This is a genomic window from Massilia sp. 9I (assembly GCF_902506415.1).
GTDB lineage: Bacteria > Pseudomonadota > Gammaproteobacteria > Burkholderiales > Burkholderiaceae_D > Telluria.
In genome coordinates, this window is record NZ_LR733275.1 from 4250607 (window position 1) to 4268128 (window position 17522).

General features: G+C 65.6%; 17 protein-coding genes. 12 read left to right on the forward strand and 5 right to left on the reverse strand.

From position 1 onward, the window contains the following. The first annotated feature begins 6 nt into the window (after positions 1-6). From ruvX to ilvD, 6 genes are all read left to right on the forward strand, one after another. A complete protein-coding gene (gene ruvX, locus GV068_RS18990) occupies positions 7-399 on the forward strand; it encodes a Holliday junction resolvase RuvX (RefSeq protein WP_159701412.1) in 393 nt (130 codons plus the stop codon). Next, entirely contained in the window at positions 386-922 is a 537-nt protein-coding gene (pyrR, locus tag GV068_RS18995; protein WP_159701415.1) for a bifunctional pyr operon transcriptional regulator/uracil phosphoribosyltransferase PyrR, read from the forward strand. Before ruvX ends, pyrR begins: the two co-directional genes overlap by 14 nt. Next, complete coding sequence (locus GV068_RS19000) at positions 906-1883, forward strand: aspartate carbamoyltransferase catalytic subunit (RefSeq protein ID WP_159701418.1); 978 nt, start codon at positions 906-908, stop codon at positions 1881-1883. The genes pyrR and GV068_RS19000 overlap by 17 nt, the downstream gene beginning before the upstream one ends. Positions 1884-1894: 11 nt before the next feature. Next, entirely contained in the window at positions 1895-3175 is a 1281-nt protein-coding gene (locus tag GV068_RS19005; RefSeq protein WP_159701421.1) for a dihydroorotase, read from the forward strand. A 30-nt stretch (positions 3176-3205) separates the two neighbouring features. Beyond that, a complete protein-coding gene (locus GV068_RS19010; RefSeq protein WP_159701424.1) occupies positions 3206-3943 on the forward strand; it encodes a lysophospholipid acyltransferase family protein in 738 nt (245 codons plus the stop codon). A 93-nt stretch (positions 3944-4036) separates the two neighbouring features. Continuing rightward, complete coding sequence (gene ilvD / locus GV068_RS19015) at positions 4037-5899, forward strand: dihydroxy-acid dehydratase (protein WP_159701427.1); 1863 nt, start codon at positions 4037-4039, stop codon at positions 5897-5899. 30 nt (positions 5900-5929) lie between these two features. On the opposite strand, the gene GV068_RS19020 is transcribed toward ilvD, so the two are convergent. Next, positions 5930-6787 carry a symmetrical bis(5'-nucleosyl)-tetraphosphatase gene (locus GV068_RS19020; protein ID WP_159701430.1) on the reverse strand — a complete coding sequence of 286 codons (858 nt, stop codon included), beginning with the start codon at positions 6785-6787 and terminating at the stop codon, positions 5930-5932. Between the two features lie 309 nt (positions 6788-7096). Between GV068_RS19020 and GV068_RS19025 the strand changes: the two genes are divergently transcribed. The 6 genes from GV068_RS19025 to GV068_RS19050 all read left to right on the forward strand — a co-directional run bounded on the left by GV068_RS19025 (position 7097) and on the right by GV068_RS19050 (position 13062). Next, positions 7097-8197 carry a glycosyltransferase family 4 protein gene (locus GV068_RS19025; protein WP_159701433.1) on the forward strand — a complete coding sequence of 367 codons (1101 nt, stop codon included), beginning with the start codon at positions 7097-7099 and terminating at the stop codon, positions 8195-8197. A gap of 79 nt (positions 8198-8276) precedes the next feature. Continuing rightward, positions 8277-8594, forward strand: a complete 318-nt coding sequence (locus tag GV068_RS19030) for an H-NS family nucleoid-associated regulatory protein (protein WP_159701436.1) — start codon at positions 8277-8279, stop codon at positions 8592-8594. Between the two features lie 209 nt (positions 8595-8803). Further along, positions 8804-10186, forward strand: coding sequence for a phosphomannomutase/phosphoglucomutase (locus GV068_RS19035; protein WP_159701439.1), 1383 nt, complete (start codon positions 8804-8806; stop codon positions 10184-10186). 16 nt (positions 10187-10202) lie between these two features. Next, complete coding sequence (gene waaC / locus GV068_RS19040; RefSeq protein WP_159701442.1) at positions 10203-11183, forward strand: lipopolysaccharide heptosyltransferase I; 981 nt, start codon at positions 10203-10205, stop codon at positions 11181-11183. Between the two features lie 10 nt (positions 11184-11193). Next, a complete protein-coding gene (gene waaA, locus GV068_RS19045) occupies positions 11194-12462 on the forward strand; it encodes a lipid IV(A) 3-deoxy-D-manno-octulosonic acid transferase (protein ID WP_201303315.1) in 1269 nt (422 codons plus the stop codon). A 51-nt stretch (positions 12463-12513) separates the two neighbouring features. Further along, positions 12514-13062: a YcxB family protein gene (locus tag GV068_RS19050; RefSeq protein WP_159701445.1), complete on the forward strand. Its 549-nt coding sequence runs from the start codon at positions 12514-12516 to the stop codon at positions 13060-13062. A 50-nt stretch (positions 13063-13112) separates the two neighbouring features. Here GV068_RS19050 and GV068_RS19055 read toward each other — a convergent pair whose 3' ends face one another. The 4 genes from GV068_RS19055 to glyS all read right to left on the reverse strand — a co-directional run bounded on the left by GV068_RS19055 (position 13113) and on the right by glyS (position 17509). After that, on the reverse strand, positions 13113-14015 hold the full coding sequence (locus tag GV068_RS19055; protein ID WP_159701448.1) for a M48 family metallopeptidase: 903 nt from the start codon (positions 14013-14015) through the stop codon (positions 13113-13115). 44 nt (positions 14016-14059) lie between these two features. Further along, entirely contained in the window at positions 14060-14752 is a 693-nt protein-coding gene (locus GV068_RS19060) for a lysophospholipid acyltransferase family protein (protein ID WP_201303400.1), read from the reverse strand. A gap of 90 nt (positions 14753-14842) precedes the next feature. After that, complete coding sequence (gene gmhB, locus GV068_RS19065; protein WP_159701454.1) at positions 14843-15397, reverse strand: D-glycero-beta-D-manno-heptose 1,7-bisphosphate 7-phosphatase; 555 nt, start codon at positions 15395-15397, stop codon at positions 14843-14845. Between the two features lie 15 nt (positions 15398-15412). Further along, on the reverse strand, positions 15413-17509 hold the full coding sequence (gene glyS, locus GV068_RS19070; RefSeq protein ID WP_159701457.1) for a glycine--tRNA ligase subunit beta: 2097 nt from the start codon (positions 17507-17509) through the stop codon (positions 15413-15415). Positions 17510-17522 lie beyond the last annotated feature (13 nt).

The following is a 17522-nucleotide window of genomic DNA, read 5'->3' on the forward strand; positions in this document are numbered from 1 at the left end:
GCCCTGATGGCCGAAATTGTTTTTGGCTTCGATTTTGGAGTCAAGCGTATAGGTATTGCCATGGGCAACACCTTGACTGGGCAAGCCCAACCGTTGACCGTCATCAAGGCGATCGACAACGCCACCCGTTTCCAGGTCATCGGCGACCTGATCAATGAATGGAAGCCGGCCCGCCTCATCGTGGGCGAGCCCTTCCATCCCGACGGCGCCGAGCACGACATGACCTTGCGCAGCCGGCGCTTCGCCAACCAGCTCCACGGCCGCTTCAGCCTGCCCGTCGAACTCGTCGACGAGCGCTATTCGTCCGTCGTCATCCCGCAAAAGCGCGGCGAGATCATCGACGCCAAGGCGGCCGCCATCATTTTGCAACAATACTTTGACTCCCATGCCAACATCTAATCAAGCGTACGACGCGGAAGCGCTGTACCGCGAGCTGCTGGGCCAGGTCCGCGCGGGCCTGGACGGCGTGCCCGACGCCGCCATCGTCGGTATCCACTCCGGTGGCGCCTGGCTGGCCGAGCGCCTCGCGCGCGACCTCGATCTCACCGCCCGCTTCGGCACCATCGACGTCTCGTTCTACCGCGACGACTACGCCAAGAAGGGCCTGCATCCGGACGTCAAGCCGACCCACATCCGCTTCGCGGTGGATGGCGCCACCGTGGTGCTGGTGGACGACGTGCTGCAGACCGGCCGCACCGTGCGCGCTGCGATCAACGTGCTGTTCGACTACGGCAGGCCAAGCTGCATCCGGCTGGCGGCCCTGGCCGACCGCGGCGGGCGCGAGCTGCCGGTGGCGCCCGACTACGTCGGCACCCGCGCCGAACTGGCCCCGCACCAGTCGCTGTGCCTTCAGCGCGGCGACGACGGCCAACTCTCGCTGACCATTGAAGAAGACTCGTCCGACAATGCCGAAACTGTTTAACAACCCGCAACTGAACAAGAACGGCGAGCTGCAGCACCTGCTCACCATCGAGGGCCTGCCGAAGTCGGTGATCAACCACATCCTCGACACCGCGTCGAGCTTCGTGGGCATCTCGGACCGCGAGGTCAAGAAGGTGCCGCTCATGCGCGGCAAGAGCGTGTTCAACCTGTTCTTCGAAAACAGCACCCGCACCCGCACCACCTTCGAGATCGCGGCCAAGCGCCTGTCGGCCGACGTCATCAACCTGAACATCCAGGCCTCCTCGGCCAGCAAGGGCGAGTCGCTGCTGGACACCATCGACAACCTGTCGGCCATGCACGCCGACATGTTCGTGGTGCGCCACTCGCAGTCGGGCGCGCCTTACCTGATCGCCAAGCACCTGATCGAGACGAACCAGTCGCACGTGCACGTCGTGAACGCCGGGGACGGCCGCCACGCGCACCCGACCCAGGGCCTGCTCGACATGTACACGATCCGCCACTACAAGAAGGACTTCACCAACCTGCGGGTGGCGATCGTCGGCGACATCCTGCACAGCCGCGTGGCGCGTTCGGACATCCACGCGCTGACGACCCTCGGCGTGCCGGAAGTGCGCGCCATCGGCCCGCACACCCTGCTGCCGGGCGGCCTGGCCGAGATGGGCGTGCGCACCTTCACCAACATGGACGAAGGCCTGAAGGACGTCGACGTCATCATCATGCTGCGCCTGCAGAACGAACGCATGAGCGGCGCGCTGCTACCGTCGGCCCAGGAATACTTCAAGAGCTACGGCCTGACCCCGGAGCGCCTCGCGCTGGCCAAGCCGGACGCGATCGTGATGCACCCGGGCCCGATGAACCGCGGCGTCGAGATCGACTCGGCGGTGGCGGACGGCAGCCAGGCGGTGATCCTGCCCCAGGTGACCTTCGGCATTGCGGTGCGCATGGCTGTGATGAGTATTTTGGCGGGAGGCAGGACTTGAAAATCGCACGGATGAAACTTCATATCAAGAACGGGCGAGTGATCGACCCGGCGAACGGCATCGACGCCACCCAGGACCTGTTCATTGCCGACGGCGTGATTGCCGCCCTCGGCACTGCCCCTGACGGCTTCAGCGCCGACCAGACCATCGATGCGAGCGGCCTGGTAGTCGCCCCCGGCCTGGTCGACCTGTCCGCGCGCCTGCGCGAGCCGGGCTACGAATACAAGGCGACGCTCGAATCGGAGATGAAGGCGGCAATGCAGGGCGGCGTGACCACCCTGGTGTGCCCGCCGGACACCGATCCCGTGCTGGACGAGCCGGGCCTGGTGGAGATGCTCAAGCACCGCGCGCGCATCCTGGACCAGGCCAATGTGCACCCGCTGGGCGCGCTGACCATGGGCCTGAAGGGCCAGGCGCTGACCGAGATGGCCGAGCTCACGGAGGCCGGCTGCATCGGCTTCTCGCAGGCCGAGGAACCGGTGCTCGACACCACCGTGCTGCTGCGCGCCATGCAGTACGCGAAGACCTTCGGCTACACCGTCTGGCTGCGTCCGCAGGACGCCCACATCGGCCGCGGCGGCGTGGCCCATAGCGGCCCGCTGGCCTCGCGCCTGGGGCTGTCGGGCGTGCCGGTGATGTCCGAGACCATCGCCCTGCACACCATCTTCGAGCTGATGCGCGCCACCGGCGCCCGCGTGCACCTGTGCCGCATGTCCTCCGCAGCCGGCCTGGCCTTGGTGGCCGCGGCCAAGAAGGAAGGCCTGGCGGTCAGCTGCGACGTCGGCGTGCACCACCTGCACATGACCGACGCGGATATCGGCTTCTTCGACCCGAATGCGCGCTTCAACCCGCCGCTGCGCAGCCAGCGCGACCGCGACGCGATCCGCAATGCGCTGCTGGACGGCACCGTGGACGCGGTCTGTTCCGACCACACCCCGGTCGACGACGACGAGAAGCTGCTGCCCTTCGCCGAGGCGACCCCGGGCTCGACCGGCCTGGAGCTGCTGCTGGCCCTGAGCCTGAAATGGGCGGAAGAGCAGAAGAGCAGTGAAGCGCTGTCGCAGGCGCTGGCCAAGGTCACGGTCGAGGCGGCGCGCATCGCCGGCCTGCCGGCCGGTACGCTGTCGGTCGGCGCCGCGGCGGACGTGGTGCTGTTCGATCCGGACGCGCGCTGGAAGGTCGAGCGCAAGGCACTGGCCAGCCAGGGCAAGCACACGCCTTTCCTCGGCTACGAGCTGGCCGGGCAGGTGCGCGCCACGGTCGTGCGCGGCCGCGTGGCCTTCCAGCGTTAAGCAGGGCGGGCCGCTCGTCGTTCGCCTGTCGTGAAGATCCGGCTAGCTCTGCGCCTGGCGCGCGTCGTGGTCCACCTGGTGGCGGGCCTGGCGACGAGCGCGCTGGCTTTCCCGCTCGTCTCGCTTCGCACGCGCGAGCGCCTGACGCGGCGCTGGTCGCGTAAACTCCTCGGGCTGTGCCGCGTTAGCGTCGAGCAGACGTCCGGCGCCCCCGTGCTCGAGCATGCGCTGATCGTCGCCAATCACGTCTCCTGGCTCGACATCTTCGTCATCAACGCGCTGCACCCTTGCCGTTTCGTGGCCAAGGCCGAGATCCGCTCCTGGCCGGTGCTGGGCTGGCTGGCGGCCGCCGCCGGCACCGTCTTCATTGCGCGCGGCAACCGGCGCGAGCTGCGCCACATCTTCAAGGGCCTGGTCACGGTATTGCAGGAGGGGCAGCGCGTCGCCCTGTTCCCGGAAGGGACCACCGCCCAGCAAGGCCAGGTGCTGCCCTTCCACGCCAACCTGTTCGAGGCCGCCGTCGACGCCAGGGTGGCGGTGCAGCCCTATGCGCTGTCCTACGTCGACGCGGCCGGCGCCTTCCACCCGTCGGTCGACTACGTCGGCGAGACCACCTTCGTGGACAGTCTGTTCACGATCCTGCAAGGGCCGCCCGTGGCCGCTCGCCTGCAATGCCTGGCGCCGATCGATGCCGCCGGCGCACACCGCCGCGAGCTGGCGCAGGCGGCGCAGGACGCCGTGGCGGCCGCGCTGCGCTCTGATATGTAAAACGTATCACAGAGCAATAAATCATATATTGGACAACTCACAGCAGAGGCGGCACGCTGGTGCTTTGCTTCGTGCCGTCCAGAGGAGACCAATATGCCCACCTACCGTTCCCGCACCACCACCCAGGGCCGCAACATGGCCGGCGCCCGCGCCCTGTGGCGCGCCACCGGGATGAAGGACGGCGACTTCGAGAAACCGATCATCGCCGTGGTGAACTCCTTCACCCAGTTCGTCCCCGGCCACGTGCACCTGAAGGACCTGGGCCAGCTGGTCGCACGCGAGATCGAGGCAAGCGGTGGCGTGGCCAAGGAATTCAATACCATCGCGGTCGACGACGGCATCGCCATGGGCCACGGCGGCATGCTGTACTCGCTGCCTTCGCGCGATCTGATCGCCGACTCGGTCGAGTACATGGTGAACGCCCACTGTGCCGACGCCATGGTCTGCATCTCGAACTGCGACAAGATCACGCCGGGCATGCTGATGGCCGCGATGCGCCTGAATATCCCGGTGGTGTTCGTCTCCGGCGGCCCGATGGAGGCCGGCAAGGTGGTCAAGGTGGTCAACAACGACCGCAAGATCATCAAGCTGGACCTGGTGGACGCCATGATCAAGGCCGGCGACAGCAGCGTGTCGGACGCCGACGTGGCGGAGATCGAGCGCTCGGCCTGCCCGACCTGCGGCTCCTGCTCGGGCATGTTCACCGCGAACTCGATGAACTGCCTGACCGAGGCCCTGGGCCTGTCGCTGCCCGGCAACGGCACCATCGTCGCTACCCACGCCGACCGCAAGGAACTGTTCCTGCGCGCCGGCCGCCTGATCGTGGAAGTCGCCAAGCGCCACTACGAACAGGACGATTATTCGGTGCTGCCGCGCTCGATCGCCACCAAGGCCGCCTGGGAAAACGCAATGGCGCTGGACGTCTCGATGGGCGGCTCGACCAACACCGTGCTGCACCTGCTGGCGGCGGCGCACGAGGCGGGGGTGGACTTCACCATGGCCGACATCGACCGCATCTCGCGCAAGGTGCCCTGCCTGTGCAAGGTGGCGCCGATGACCGACAAGTACCACATCGAGGACGTGCACCGCGCCGGCGGTATCGTGTCCATCCTGGGCGAACTGGCGCGCGCCGGGCTGCTGGACACCTCGCTCCCCACCGTGCACAGCGCCACGATGGGTGAGGCGATCGAAAAATACGACATCAAGCGCAGCGACGATCCAAGCGTGCACCAGCTGTTCCGCGCCGCGCCGGGCGGCGTGCCGACCCAGGTCGCCTTCTCGCAGTCCGAGCGTTTTGACACCAACGACCTGGATCGCAGCAATGGCTGCATCCGCGACCGCGCGCACGCCTACTCGCAGGACGGCGGCCTGGCGGTCCTGTACGGGAACATCGCCGAGAAGGGCTGCATCGTGAAGACGGCCGGTGTTGACGAGAGCATCCTGAAGTTCTCCGGCAAGGCGCGCGTGTTCGAAAGCCAGGACGCGGCGGTGGAAGGCATCCTGGGCGACACCGTGCACGCAGGCGACGTCGTCATCATCCGCTACGAAGGCCCCAAGGGCGGTCCTGGCATGCAGGAAATGCTGTACCCGACCTCGTACATCAAGTCCAAGGGGCTGGGCAAGGCCTGCGCGCTGTTCACCGACGGGCGCTTCTCGGGCGGCTCATCGGGCCTGGTGATCGGCCATGCCTCGCCGGAAGCGGCCGAAGGCGGCGCGATCGGGCTGGTGGAAGAGGGCGACATCATCGACATCGATATCCCGGCGCGCACCATCAACCTGCGCGTCAGTTTCGAGGAACTGGCGCACCGCCGCGCGAAGATGGAAGAGCGCGGCGCGGACGCGTGGCAGCCGGTGGGACGTGAGCGCTACGTGTCGCAGGCGCTGCAGGCCTACGCGGCGCTGACCACGTCGGCGGACCGCGGCGCGGTGCGCGACCTGTCCCAGCTCAAGCGATAAATCCACGGACGGGCGGCGTCGCCGCCCGTTTCACTTTTTCCCGCTGTGTTCCCGGTACTCGGGACAATCGACCTGCAGCAGCGAGCGGTCGTCCAGGCACACCGCCGTCAGCTTCCCTCCCCACACGCAGCCGCTGTCGAGTCCCACGAGATTCGGTCGCAGCACCAGGCCCAGCGCCGACCAGTGGCCGAACACCACGGTGACGTCGCTGGTACGCCGCTGCGGCAGGTCGAACCACGGCACCAGGCCGGAACCCTCCGGACCGCGCTCGCTTTCCTTGTGCAGGAAATCCATGCTGCCGTCCGGCGCACAGAGGCGCATGCGGGTGAGCGCGTTGACGATGCAGCGCAGGCGCGCGATGCCGCTCAAGCTGTCGTCCCACTGGTTCGGCTCGTTGCCGTACATCTGGCTGAGAAAATCGATCCAGCCGTCGCCGCGCAGCGTGCTTTCCACTTCGTGCGCCAGTGCCATCGTCTGCTGCGCATCCCACTGCGGCGCGACGCCGGCGTGCACCAGCAGGTGGGCGTCGACGAACATCGCCAGCGGGCGCTGGCGCAGCCAGGCGATCAGCTCATCGCGGTCGGGCGCGGCGAGGATGTCCTCCAGCGTATCGGAACGGCTGGCGCGCTGCGCACCGACCGCCACCGCGATCAGGTGCAGGTCGTGGTTGCCGAGCAGCGCTTCGACGCGGCCGGGATGCGCTTCGGACAGCGCCTTCATGCGGCGCAGCGCGGTCAAGGAATCGGGACCGCGGTTGATCAGGTCGCCCACAAAAAGGATGCGCGGTTCGGCGGGGCCGTGGCCATGCGCGTCTTCGATGATGCGTTCGATCAGGAGTTGGGCTTCGTGGGCGCAGCCCTGCAGGTCGCCGATGGCGTAAGTTCTCATGTTGTTCTTATCTGGTTCGGTGGTGCGGGATGCCGCGGGCATTTGCGGATACTAAATGATTTCGCGCAGGGACGCAGCGACGCGGACATATTAGACGCCGCCCGCGCGCGCGAAACTGCGCGCGATACGCCAATCGATGCAGCGCGAATTTGATCCAGTTGAAGGCCCGGTGCAGAATCGCATTTCGCTCCTGATCCGCTCGCTTAATCCGGTACAATGGGCCACCATTCCAACGATAAGAGTGCCGTCATTTTTTCTGCGGAGTCGACTGCGGAAAAAGACTCACAGTGTGCACCGAAAGAATAATAAATGTTCTCCTTTTTCGTCAGTTTCGTATCCTGTGCGCTGCTGACTCTGCTAGTGATTAAGTATGCGAAGCGCAATGGTACGGCGCTCGACATGGATTATGGCGGCGTCCAGAAGTTCCACACGCATCCGGTCGCGCGTATCGGCGGCGTGCCGATCTATCTCGCGGTCTTAATCACCGCCGCCATTTCGGCATGGCGCGAACCATCGCTCGGACCCTGGCTCGGACCTTTGCTCGGATGCGCCTGCATTGCGATGGCGGGCGGTATCGTCGAAGACTACACGGGCCACGTTTCACCAGCGCGCCGCCTGCTGCTCACGATGCTCGCGGCCTTATTCGCGTATTACCTGCTCGGCGCAAAACTGGTGCGCCTCGATCTGCCATGGGGCGTGCTGCCGCTGCAATTGAACTGGGTGGTGCTGCCGCTGACCGTGCTCGCTGTCGCCGGTATTGCGAATGCCGTGAATATCATCGACGGATTCAATGGGCTCGCCAGCATGGTCAGCATTTGCATGCTGCTGTCGCTGGCTTATGTCGCGCTGCAGGTGGGCGATATGTTCGTGCTGGTGACGGCGCTGATCGTCGCCGGCGCAACTGCCGGTTTCCTGATCTGGAATTATCCGGTGGGCCTGATTTTCCTCGGCGACGGCGGCGCCTACTTCATCGGCTTCATGCTGGGCGAACTGGCGCTGCTGCTGGTGATGCGCAATCCCGGCGTGTCCACCTGGTACGCCGCGCTGCTGCTGCTTTATCCCGCATTCGAAACGATATTCTCCGCATACCGCCGCATGTTCGTGCGCGGTAAATCGCCGGCGCTGCCGGATGGAATTCATCTGCACAGTTTGATATTCCGCCGCATCGTGCAATGGACGGTGGGGCCACGCGAAGCGCGCGCACTGATGAAACGGAACGCGCGCACGTCACCATATTTATGGCTGTTTTCCTTGATGGCGGTCATTCCGGCGACCGTGTTCTGGAAAAACACCGGCGTGCTCATTTTCTTCAGCTTGTTGTTTATAATCAGTTACCTCTGGTTATATGCGCGTATCGTTCGATTTAAGTCGCCCCGTTGGCTTTTCCTGCACAAGAAAAAGCGGAATTAAAATATTGGTGTTAATATGCTGCGAGATTTGGTGAGTATCTCGCCGTGCTGTTTTAACCTTTACTTACGAGGGAATCAAGATGGATCTGTCTAATATGTCCGTAGGCGATTTGCGCAACCTGCAGGAACAAATCAAGCAGGAGATGAAGAAGCGCGAAGCGCAAGAAGTGCAAAAGGCGCGCGAACAGATTCTGGCGATCGCGCAGGGCGTCGGCCTGCCCCTCAAGGACCTGCTGGCTACCGCTGGCCGCGGCAACTCGACCAAGGGTAATTCGGTGGCAGTGCGTTATCGCCATCCGGACAATGCTTCGCAGCAGTGGACCGGCCGTGGCCGCCAGCCGAAATGGGTCAAGGAATGGGTCGAAGGCGGCAAGTCGCTCGACAAGCTGCGCGTTTGAGCCTTTCTCACGGCCGGTAAATTCCGGCCCTGCCGTGCCCGCGCAAGCGGCCCGTCCGATTCCCCAAGGACGCCGCTTGCCGCTACAATACTCGCATTTGTCATTCCCTTAAGTTGTCATCCCGCTAATTCGGCGCCGACGCCGCGCACCAAGTGCCCGCGTCCCACGGCTGCTCCTGCACGCCGCGCCTCCGCTTTTCCAAGGACATCATGGTTGCTCTCTCCAAAACGATCTTCAAGGCTTATGACATTCGCGGCGTCATCGACAAGACGCTGGACGAAGGCATTGCACGCCACATCGGCCGCGCCTTTGGCGCCGCTGCGCTGGCGAAGGGAGAGCGCAAGGTCGTGATCGGCCGCGACGGCCGCCTGTCGGGTCCCGGCCTGACCGCGGCGCTGGCCGAAGGCCTGCGCGACGCCGGCGTCGACGTGATCGACCTGGGCATGGTCGCCACCCCGATGGTCTATTTCGGCACCAACGTGCTCGACACCCGTTCGGGCATCATGGTCACCGGCAGCCACAACCCGCCGGACTACAACGGCTTCAAGATGGTGATGGCAGGCGAGGCGATCTACGGCGACGCCATCCTGGCCCTGCACGACAGCATCGCAAGCTATGACGGCAAGGTCGCCGAGCAGCGCGGCGCCTATGGCACCCACGACATCCGCAGCGCCTACCTCGAGCGCATCATTGGCGACGTCAAGATCGCGCGCCCGATCAAGATCGCGGTCGACTGCGGCAACGGCGTGGCCGGCGCATTTGCTCCCGACCTGTTCCGCGGCATGGGCTGCGAGGTGGTCGAACTGTTCTGCGAAGTGGACGGCCACTTCCCGAACCACCACCCGGATCCGGCGCACCCGGAAAACCTGCAGGATCTGATCAAGGCGCTGCAGGACACCGACGCCGAGATCGGCCTGGCCTTCGACGGCGACGGCGACCGCCTCGGCATCGTCACCAAGGATGGCCAGATCATCTTCCCGGACCGCCAGATGATGCTGTTCGCCGGCGACGTCCTGTCGCGCAACCCGGGCGCCGAGATCCTCTACGACGTCAAATGCACCCGCCACCTCGCTCCCTGGATCGAAAAGCACGGCGGCAAGCCGCTGATGTGGAAGACCGGCCACTCGCTGGTCAAGGCCAAGCTGAAGGAAACCGGTTCGCCGCTGGGCGGCGAGATGAGCGGCCACATCTTCTTCAAGGACCGCTGGTACGGCTTCGACGACGGCCTGTACGCCGGCGCCCGCATGCTGGAAATCCTGACCAAGGAGCAGGATCCATCGGCCCTGCTCAACAGCCTGCCGATCGCCAGCAGCACCCCGGAACTGCACCTGCACCTGAAGGAAGGCGAGAACTTCGCCCTGATCGACAGCCTGCGCGCCAACGCCACCTTCCCGACCTCGGAAAAGATCAACCCGATCGACGGCCTGCGCGTGGAATACCCGGACGGCTTCGGCCTGGCGCGTTCTTCGAACACGACCCCGGTGGTGGTGCTGCGATTCGAGGGCGAGAACCCGGAAGCGCTGGCGCGCATCCAGGGCGAATTCAAGAAGGTGATCCTGGCTGCCAAGCCGGACGCCGAGCTGCCGTTCTGATTCCCGGGAAAAGCACTTGAAGATCCTGCTGGTGCGCGTGTCGTCGCTGGGCGACGTGCTGCACAACCTGCCGATGGTGGCCGACCTCCTGCGCCACCATCCCGGCGCCACCATCGACTGGGTGGTGGAAGAGGGCTATACCAGCCTGGTGCGCCTGAACCCGCACGTCCGCAAAATCATCCCGTGGGGCTTGCGCCGCTGGCGCAAGAGCCTGGGCAAGGCCGACACGCGGGCCGAGATCAAGGCCTTCTTCCGTACCCTGCGCGAGGAAGAATACGATGTCGTGTTCGACACCCAGGGCCTGCTCAAGACCGGCATCATCATGGGCGCCGCGCGCACGGTGCGCGGCGGGCGCAAGGTGGGCCTGGCCAACGGCAGCGAAGGCTCGGGCTACGAAGGCATCTCGCGCATCTTCCATACCCACAGCATTCCCCTGAGCCCGCGCACCCATGCGGTGGCGCGCGGCCGCATGGTGGCGGGAGCGGCGCTCGGCTACAAGGTCGACGTCGCGCCCGATTTCGGCCTGCCGGCGCCGCAGGCGGCCGCGCGCCCAGGCTTCCTGCCGGCGGAGGACTACGCCGTGTTCTTCCACGGGACCGCGCGCGACGCCAAGCGCTGGCCGCGCGAGAACTGGATTGCCCTCGGCCAGGCGCTGGCGCCGATGCCGGTGCTGCTGCCCTGGGGTTCGCCGCAGGAGCAGCAGGAGGCCGAAGCGATGGCGGCCGGCCTGCCGAACGCCCGCGTGCTGCCGAAGCTGTCGATGATGGATGCGGTGGCGCTGGCCCAGCACGCGCGCCTCGCCGTCGGCGTCGATACCGGCCTGACCCACATCGCGGCCGCCTTCGTGCGCCCGACGGTCGAAATCTACTGCGATTCGCCGAAGTGGAAGACCGAGGGCAACTGGTCCGATCGCATCGTCAACCTGGGCGACCTGGGGGCCCCGCCATCCGCTTCGGAAGTCATCGCGGCGGCACGCCGCCTGCTGGAGGCGCGGTGAAGGTGAAACCTTGAGTCGTGTCCTGTACTCGCTGGCCTGGTGGCTGGCGCTGCCGCTCGTGTTCGGGCGTCTCTGGTGGCGCGGGCGCAAGGAGCCCGGCTACCGCATGCACTGGGCCGAGCGCCTGGGCTTTCCCGACGTCCCGGCCTCAAACCGCCTGACCCTGTGGGTGCACGCCGTCTCGGTCGGCGAGACCCGCGCCAGCGAACCGCTGGTCGAGGCGCTGCTCGCCGCCTGGCCCAAGTCGCGCATCCTGCTGACCCACATGACGCCGACCGGGCGCGCCACCGGCAAGTCGCTGTTCGGCCACCACGGCGAGCGCGTGGTCCAGTCCTATCTGCCTTACGACACCGGCTTCATGGTCGGCCGCTTCCTGCGCCGTTTCAATCCGCGCGTATGCATCCTGATGGAGACCGAGGTGTGGCCGAACCTGGTCCACAGTTGCAAGAGCGCCGGCGTGCCGGTGGCCCTGGTGAATGCGCGCCTGTCGGAGCGCTCGCTGCGGCGCGGCCAGAAGATGGGCGCCCTGATGATGGACGCCGCCCAGGCGATCACGCTGGTCGCTGCGCAGACCGATGCCGACGCCGAGCGTATCCGCTCGCTCGGCGCCCCGCAGGTGGCGGTCACCGGCAGCATCAAGTTCGACGTGGTGCCGCCGCAGGCGGCGTTGGAGAAGGGCGCCTGGCTGCGCGCGCAGTGCAAGGACCGTCCCGTGTTCCTGTGTGCGAGCACGCGCGAGGGCGAGGAAGCGCTGATCCTGGATGCCTGGCAGCGCGTGGCGGACAAACCGCGCCAAGCACTGCTGGCGATCGTGCCGCGCCATCCGCAGCGTTTCGATGAGGTCGAGAAGATGGTGGCGGCGCGCGGCCTGGCCGTGCTGCGCCGCTCGCGTCTCGAGAACGGCATCGGGAAGGCCGACGTGCTGCTGGGCGATTCGATGGGCGAGATGTTCGCCTATTACGCCGCCTGCGACTGCGCCTTCATCGGCGGCAGCCTGATGCCGCTGGGCGGCCAGAACCTGATCGAGGCCTGCGCGCTCGGCAAACCGGTGCTGGTGGGCGAACACACCTTCAACTTCGCCCAGGCGACCGATGAAGCGGTGGCGGATGGTGGCGCGCTGCGCGTGCATGACGCCGACGCGCTCATCGCGGCCGCCCTGCGCCTGCTCGACGACGAGGCCGCGCGCGCCAACATGGGTCGCCACGCGCTCGCCTTCGCGGGCCGGCACCGCGGCGCGACCCTGCGCACTGTTGAACTCTTGCGACAACTAATCGGGTAGGTTTTGCTACCATTGGCGGTTCGAGCTCGGATAATAACCAGGGGATGCGCTATGTTGTCGTTTAATCACCCGAGGCCGGTCAACAGCAATAAACCCGTCGCCGTGCTGGTGCAAGAGCAGGACGACGACAAAGTGCTGCACGTGCCTGTGAGTGATGGACCGGCGGTCGCACCGGCGCCAGCCGCTGCGCCTCCCATTCCTTTATCCGAACTGCATTTCTTCGTCCGCTATTCGCTGGGCGAGTACACCAGCTTCATGTGGGAGCATGGCGGCTTCCTGATCCGCCGCCGGCGCATCCGTTTCCCTACCAGCCTCTACCTTCGCCTGAAAAGCACCCTGGGCGCGGCGCTCCATTTCATCGCGCTCGGGCGCGGAAGGCGCACCTACGAGTTCACCATCGACCAGCACGGCATCGTGCGCACCAGCGGCGGCGTTACCCTGATCGGGTGGGAAGACGTGATCGGCGTGCGCACCTACTCGCGCGGGTTCATGATGATATTGAAGCGTGGGACGCTGCCGATTCCGTATCGGGCGCTGTCGGAGGCGCAGATGGAGGCGATGAAAGAGTTGGCGGCTGCACGCCGGGACTCGCTCTTGTAGGGTGGGCGGGCTCATTTCGGGCAACGCCCGGAATTACGCCCACGCGCTAATCAGTCTGCGAACAGCACCGGCATCTCGTGCGACCGCTTCTTGAGCCCCAGCCGCGCCCCGTCGTAATCCGGATACACCTCAGCCACCGTCGCCCAGAAGGCCGGGCTGTGGTTCATCTCGCGCAGATGCGCCAGCTCGTGAACCACGACGTAGTCCACCAATGAGGCCGGATAGTGGATCAGCCGCCAGTTCAGGCGGATATTCCCTTCGATCGTGCACGAACCCCAGCGCGTGCCTGCCGACGACAGCGAGAACTCGCGGTAGCTCACGTTGAGCTGCGGCGCGAACAAATCCAGGCGTTCCTTGAACAGCTTCCTGGCCTCGGCCTGGAACCACAGCTTGACGCGCTCCTTGAGCTGCCATTCCGACAAGCCGGGCACCACGCCGATCCAGAGTTCGCCGCCCACGGCGTCGAACTGGCAGTGACTGCGCGCGGCTTCTTCCAGGCGCAAGGTGATCTCGCCGCCCAGGTAGGGCAGGCGGGCACCGTCCTTCCATTCGACCGGCGGACGTTCCTGGTGCCTGGCGCGGCGCTCGCCGCGCTCCAGCAGCTTGGTCAGGATCCAGCGCTGCTTGGCGCGGATCGCGTTGTCGATGTCGACCTGGGTGCAGCGGCGCGGCGCGGTCACGCGCAGGCCGTCGTCGTCGATCATGAAGCCGATCGAGCGGCGCGAGGAGCGGCGCAGGGCGTAGTCGACGTGGTGCGCCCCGAGGACGATGCGCTTGAGTGGCGGTTCTCCAGCGGCCACGGGCGGGGACGGCAAGAGGTTGCGGGGCGCCGGAGGCGGCGCCTTGAAGAGGGGTTGCGAGGGCGGCGCCGGTTTATCCGAAGGCCTGAGCGCAGCGAAGAAGTCCTGTGCGAACAGTTCCAGCTGGTGCCCGTCGATCTTGGAGGTGCTCATGTCGTGCTGCGGTTTCGAATTCCTGATCTGGGCGCTGACGTCGCTCAGCCACCTCTGTAGACGTGGGGCGAGATAACGCGCATTTCGGATTCTATCCAATTTTCGACCTCTTGCATCATGCTGTCGGGGGTGTGGTTTTCTGGCGAAATCGGTTTTCCGATCGAGACCGTCACCAAGCCGGGACGCTTGATGAAGGAATTCTTCGGCCAGCACTCACCTGAATTATGCGCGATCGGGACGACCACCGTTTGGGTTTCGACAGCCAGGCGTGTACCGCCGCTCTTGTACTTGCCTTTTTGGCCAACAGGGATGCGGGTACCTTCCGGGAACATGATAATCCACTGGCCGTCCGCCAGGCGGCGCTTGCCGTGACGGACCACGTGCGCGAATGCATTCTTGCCCTGCTTGCGGTCGATCGGGATCATGCGCAGCAGGCCCATCGCCCAGCCAAAGAAGGGGATGTAGAGGATTTCCTTCTTGAAGACGAAGACCAGCGGGCGCGTGAGGTTCGGCAGCAGGAAGATGGTCTCCCACGCCGACTGGTGCTTGGACAGCACGACGGCCGGTGCGTCGGGCAGGTTCTCGTAGCCCTTGAATTCGTAGCGGATCCCGCAGATCACCTTGGCACACCAGATGATGAAGACGTTCCAGCGCGAGGTCACCCAGAAGCGCTTGTTGTAGGGCAGGGGCGCGGCCAGGAAGCACACGCAGGCCCACACCACGGTGGAGACGATCATGATGATCGTGAAGAGCAGGGAACGCAGGAACGGGATCAAGTTACGCAAAGGGGCTCCGGACAATATGCTGGTTTTGGAAGGTCGTCTTGTCTACTCAGGCCGCTGTGCCGCGGTCTTGAGGAAGGAGTTCACCATCGACGCGAGGTCGGGGAACACCTGGGTCCCGGGCGGCAGGCCGCCGGTCTGCTGCGTCTTTTCACCCTTGCCGGTCAGGACCAGGTAGGGCACGCAGCCCATCTTGAAACCGGCCTGCAGGTCGCGCAGCGAGTCGCCGACAGTCGGCACGCCTTTCAGGCTCAGCTTGAAGCGCTTGCTGATCTCTTCGAACATGCCGGCCTTCGGCTTGCGGCAGTCGCAGTTATCGACCGCCGCATGCGGGCAGAAGAAGATGGCGTCGATGTCGGCGCCCACCAGCTGGGCGCTGGCGTGCAGTTTCTGGTGGATCGCGTTCAGGGTCGTGATGTCGAACAGTTCGCGCGCGATGCCCGACTGGTTCGAGGCGATCACGACCCGGTAGCCCGCCTGGTTCAGGCGGGCGATCGCTTCCAGCGAGCCGGGAATGGGAATCCACTCCGCCGGCGACTTGATGAAGTCCGGCGAGTCGTGGTTGATGACCCCATCCCGGTCGAGGATGATGAGTTTCATGGTGGAGCCTTGCCCTTAGGCCGCGAGCTTGGAGATGTCGGCCACGCGGTTCATCATGCCGTGCAGCTGCGACAGCAGCGCCAGGCGGTTGTTGCGCAGGTTGACGTCGTCCGCCATCACCATCACGTCGTTGAAGAAGGCGTCGACTTCTTCCTTCATCAGCGCCAGGGTCTTGAGCGCGCCGGTGAAGTCGCTCTTCTCGAACGCACTGGTGACCTCGCCCTCGAGGGAGGTCATCTTGGCGGCCAGGTTCTTCTCGGCCGGCTCGACCAGCAGATCCTGCTTGATCGACGCATCCTGCGGCATCGCGTCCTCGTTCTTCTTGAGGATGTTGGTGATGCGCTTGTTGGCGGCGGCCAGCGAGCTCGATTCCGGCAGCGCGGCAAAGGCCTGCACCGCTTCCAGGCGCTGGACGACGTCGTCGACGCGGTCCGGGTTCTGGGCCAGCACGGCTTCGACCTCGTTCGGCGAGAAGCCGCGTTCGCGCAGCATGCCGCGCAGGCGGTCGAGGATGAAGTCCTTGACCTCGGCGGTCGGATCCTTGAACGCGGCCTGGCCTGCGAACACGGCGCTCGCATCGCCCAGCAGTTCCGACAATGACAGCGGCAGGCGCTTCTCGACCAGCATGCGCATCACGCCCAGGGCGTGGCGGCGCAGCGCGAACGGATCCTTCTCGCCGGTCGGCTGCAGGCCGATGGCCCAGATGCCGACCAGGGTTTCCAGCTTGTCGGCCAGCGCCACCGCCAGGCCGGTATTCGTCGACGGGAGAAGGTCGCCGGCGAAGCGCGGCTGGTAGTGCTCGGAGGCGGCCTTGGCCACTTCCTCGTGCTCGCCGTCATGGCGGGCGTAATAGGTGCCCATGATGCCCTGCAGCTCGGGGAACTCGCCGACCATGTCGGTCAGCAGGTCGGCCTTGGACAGGCGCGCGCCGCGTTCGGCCAGCGCCACGTCGAAGCCGAGGCGCTTGGCGATGCTGGTGGCCAGCTTGGTAACGCGCTCCGAACGTTCGGCCTGGGTGCCCAGCTTGTTGTGGTAGACCACGTTCGAGAGCTGCGGCAGGCGCGACTCGAGGGTCTTCTTCTTGTCCTGCTCGAAGAAGAACTTGGCGTCCGACAGGCGCGGGCGCACCACGCGCTCGTTGCCGCCGATGATGGCGGACGGATCGCTTGTCTCCAGGTTCGACACGATCAGGAAGCGCGAACGCAGCTTGCCGTTTGCATCGGTCAGGGCGAAGTATTTCTGGTTGGTCTGCATCGTCAGGATCAGGCATTCCTGCGGCACCGCCAGGTACTCTTCCTCGAAGCGGCATTCGTACACGACCGGCCATTCGACCAGCGCGGCCACTTCATCGAGCAGCGATTCCGGCATCAGGACCTGGTCGCCGCCCGCTTTCGCCAAGAGCTGCTGGCGGATGCTTTCCTTGCGCGCTTCGGCGGAGGACAGCACCTTGCCTTCGCTTTCCAGCACCTGCGCGTACTGGTCGGCGTGTGCGACGGCGATTTGCCCGCCGTGCGACAGGAAGCGGTGGCCCATGGTCTGGCGGCCTGCTTCAAGGCCCAGCAGCGACAATGGCAGCACCTGCTCGCCGTGCAGCGCGAGCAGCAGGTGCACCGGGCGCACGAACTGCACGGTGGCGCCATCCGGGCGCTGGTAGCTCATGACCTTCGGGATCGGCAGCTTGCCGACGGTGTCCTGCAGGACCTCCTGCAGGGCCGCGGCCAGCTGGCTGCCGCTGGCAGTATAGGTGTAGAAGAAGGATTCGGCCTTGCCGTCCTGGGCGCGTTCGAGGTCGCTGATCTTCAAGTCTGGGAAGCCCAGTGCGGCCAGCTTCTTGGCTAAAGGCGCGCTGGGGTTGCCGTCCTTGTCCAGCGCGACCGACACCGGCAGCACTTTTTCGCGGATCGATTTGTCGGGCGAGGTGCCGCGCACATTGGTGATCGTGACCGCCAGGCGGCGCGGGGTGGCATGGGCGGTGGCGACGCTGTCGGCTTCAAGGAAGTCGCGCGCCTTCAGGCCATTGGCAATGCCGTTCGCAAAAGCGGCGCCGAGCTTCACGAGCGCTTTCGGCGGCAGTTCTTCGGTCTGGATTTCGACGAGGAGAGTCTGGTTCATATTCTAGTCTTGT

Excerpts from the sequence above, each read along its gene's own strand:
- GV068_RS19005 (WP_159701421.1), top strand. The coding sequence starts at position 1,895 with ATGAAACTTCATATCAAGAACGGGCGAGTGATCGACCCGGCGAACGGC.
- GV068_RS19055 (WP_159701448.1), bottom strand. The coding sequence starts at position 14,015 with ATGAGCACCTCCAAGATCGACGGGCACCAGCTGGAACTGTTCGCACAG.
- GV068_RS19025 (WP_159701433.1), top strand. The coding sequence starts at position 7,097 with ATGTTCTCCTTTTTCGTCAGTTTCGTATCCTGTGCGCTGCTGACTCTG.
- GV068_RS19020 (WP_159701430.1), bottom strand. The coding sequence starts at position 6,787 with ATGAGAACTTACGCCATCGGCGACCTGCAGGGCTGCGCCCACGAAGCC.
- GV068_RS19035 (WP_159701439.1), top strand. The coding sequence starts at position 8,804 with ATGGTTGCTCTCTCCAAAACGATCTTCAAGGCTTATGACATTCGCGGC.
- GV068_RS19030 (WP_159701436.1), top strand. The coding sequence starts at position 8,277 with ATGGATCTGTCTAATATGTCCGTAGGCGATTTGCGCAACCTGCAGGAA.
- GV068_RS19000 (WP_159701418.1), top strand. The coding sequence starts at position 906 with ATGCCGAAACTGTTTAACAACCCGCAACTGAACAAGAACGGCGAGCTG.
- glyS (WP_159701457.1), bottom strand. The coding sequence starts at position 17,509 with ATGAACCAGACTCTCCTCGTCGAAATCCAGACCGAAGAACTGCCGCCG.
- ruvX (WP_159701412.1), top strand. The coding sequence starts at position 7 with ATGGCCGAAATTGTTTTTGGCTTCGATTTTGGAGTCAAGCGTATAGGT.
- GV068_RS19050 (WP_159701445.1), top strand. The coding sequence starts at position 12,514 with ATGTTGTCGTTTAATCACCCGAGGCCGGTCAACAGCAATAAACCCGTC.
- pyrR (WP_159701415.1), top strand. The coding sequence starts at position 386 with ATGCCAACATCTAATCAAGCGTACGACGCGGAAGCGCTGTACCGCGAG.
- gmhB (WP_159701454.1), bottom strand. The coding sequence starts at position 15,397 with ATGAAACTCATCATCCTCGACCGGGATGGGGTCATCAACCACGACTCG.
- GV068_RS19060 (WP_201303400.1), bottom strand. The coding sequence starts at position 14,752 with ATGATCGTCTCCACCGTGGTGTGGGCCTGCGTGTGCTTCCTGGCCGCG.
- ilvD (WP_159701427.1), top strand. The coding sequence starts at position 4,037 with ATGCCCACCTACCGTTCCCGCACCACCACCCAGGGCCGCAACATGGCC.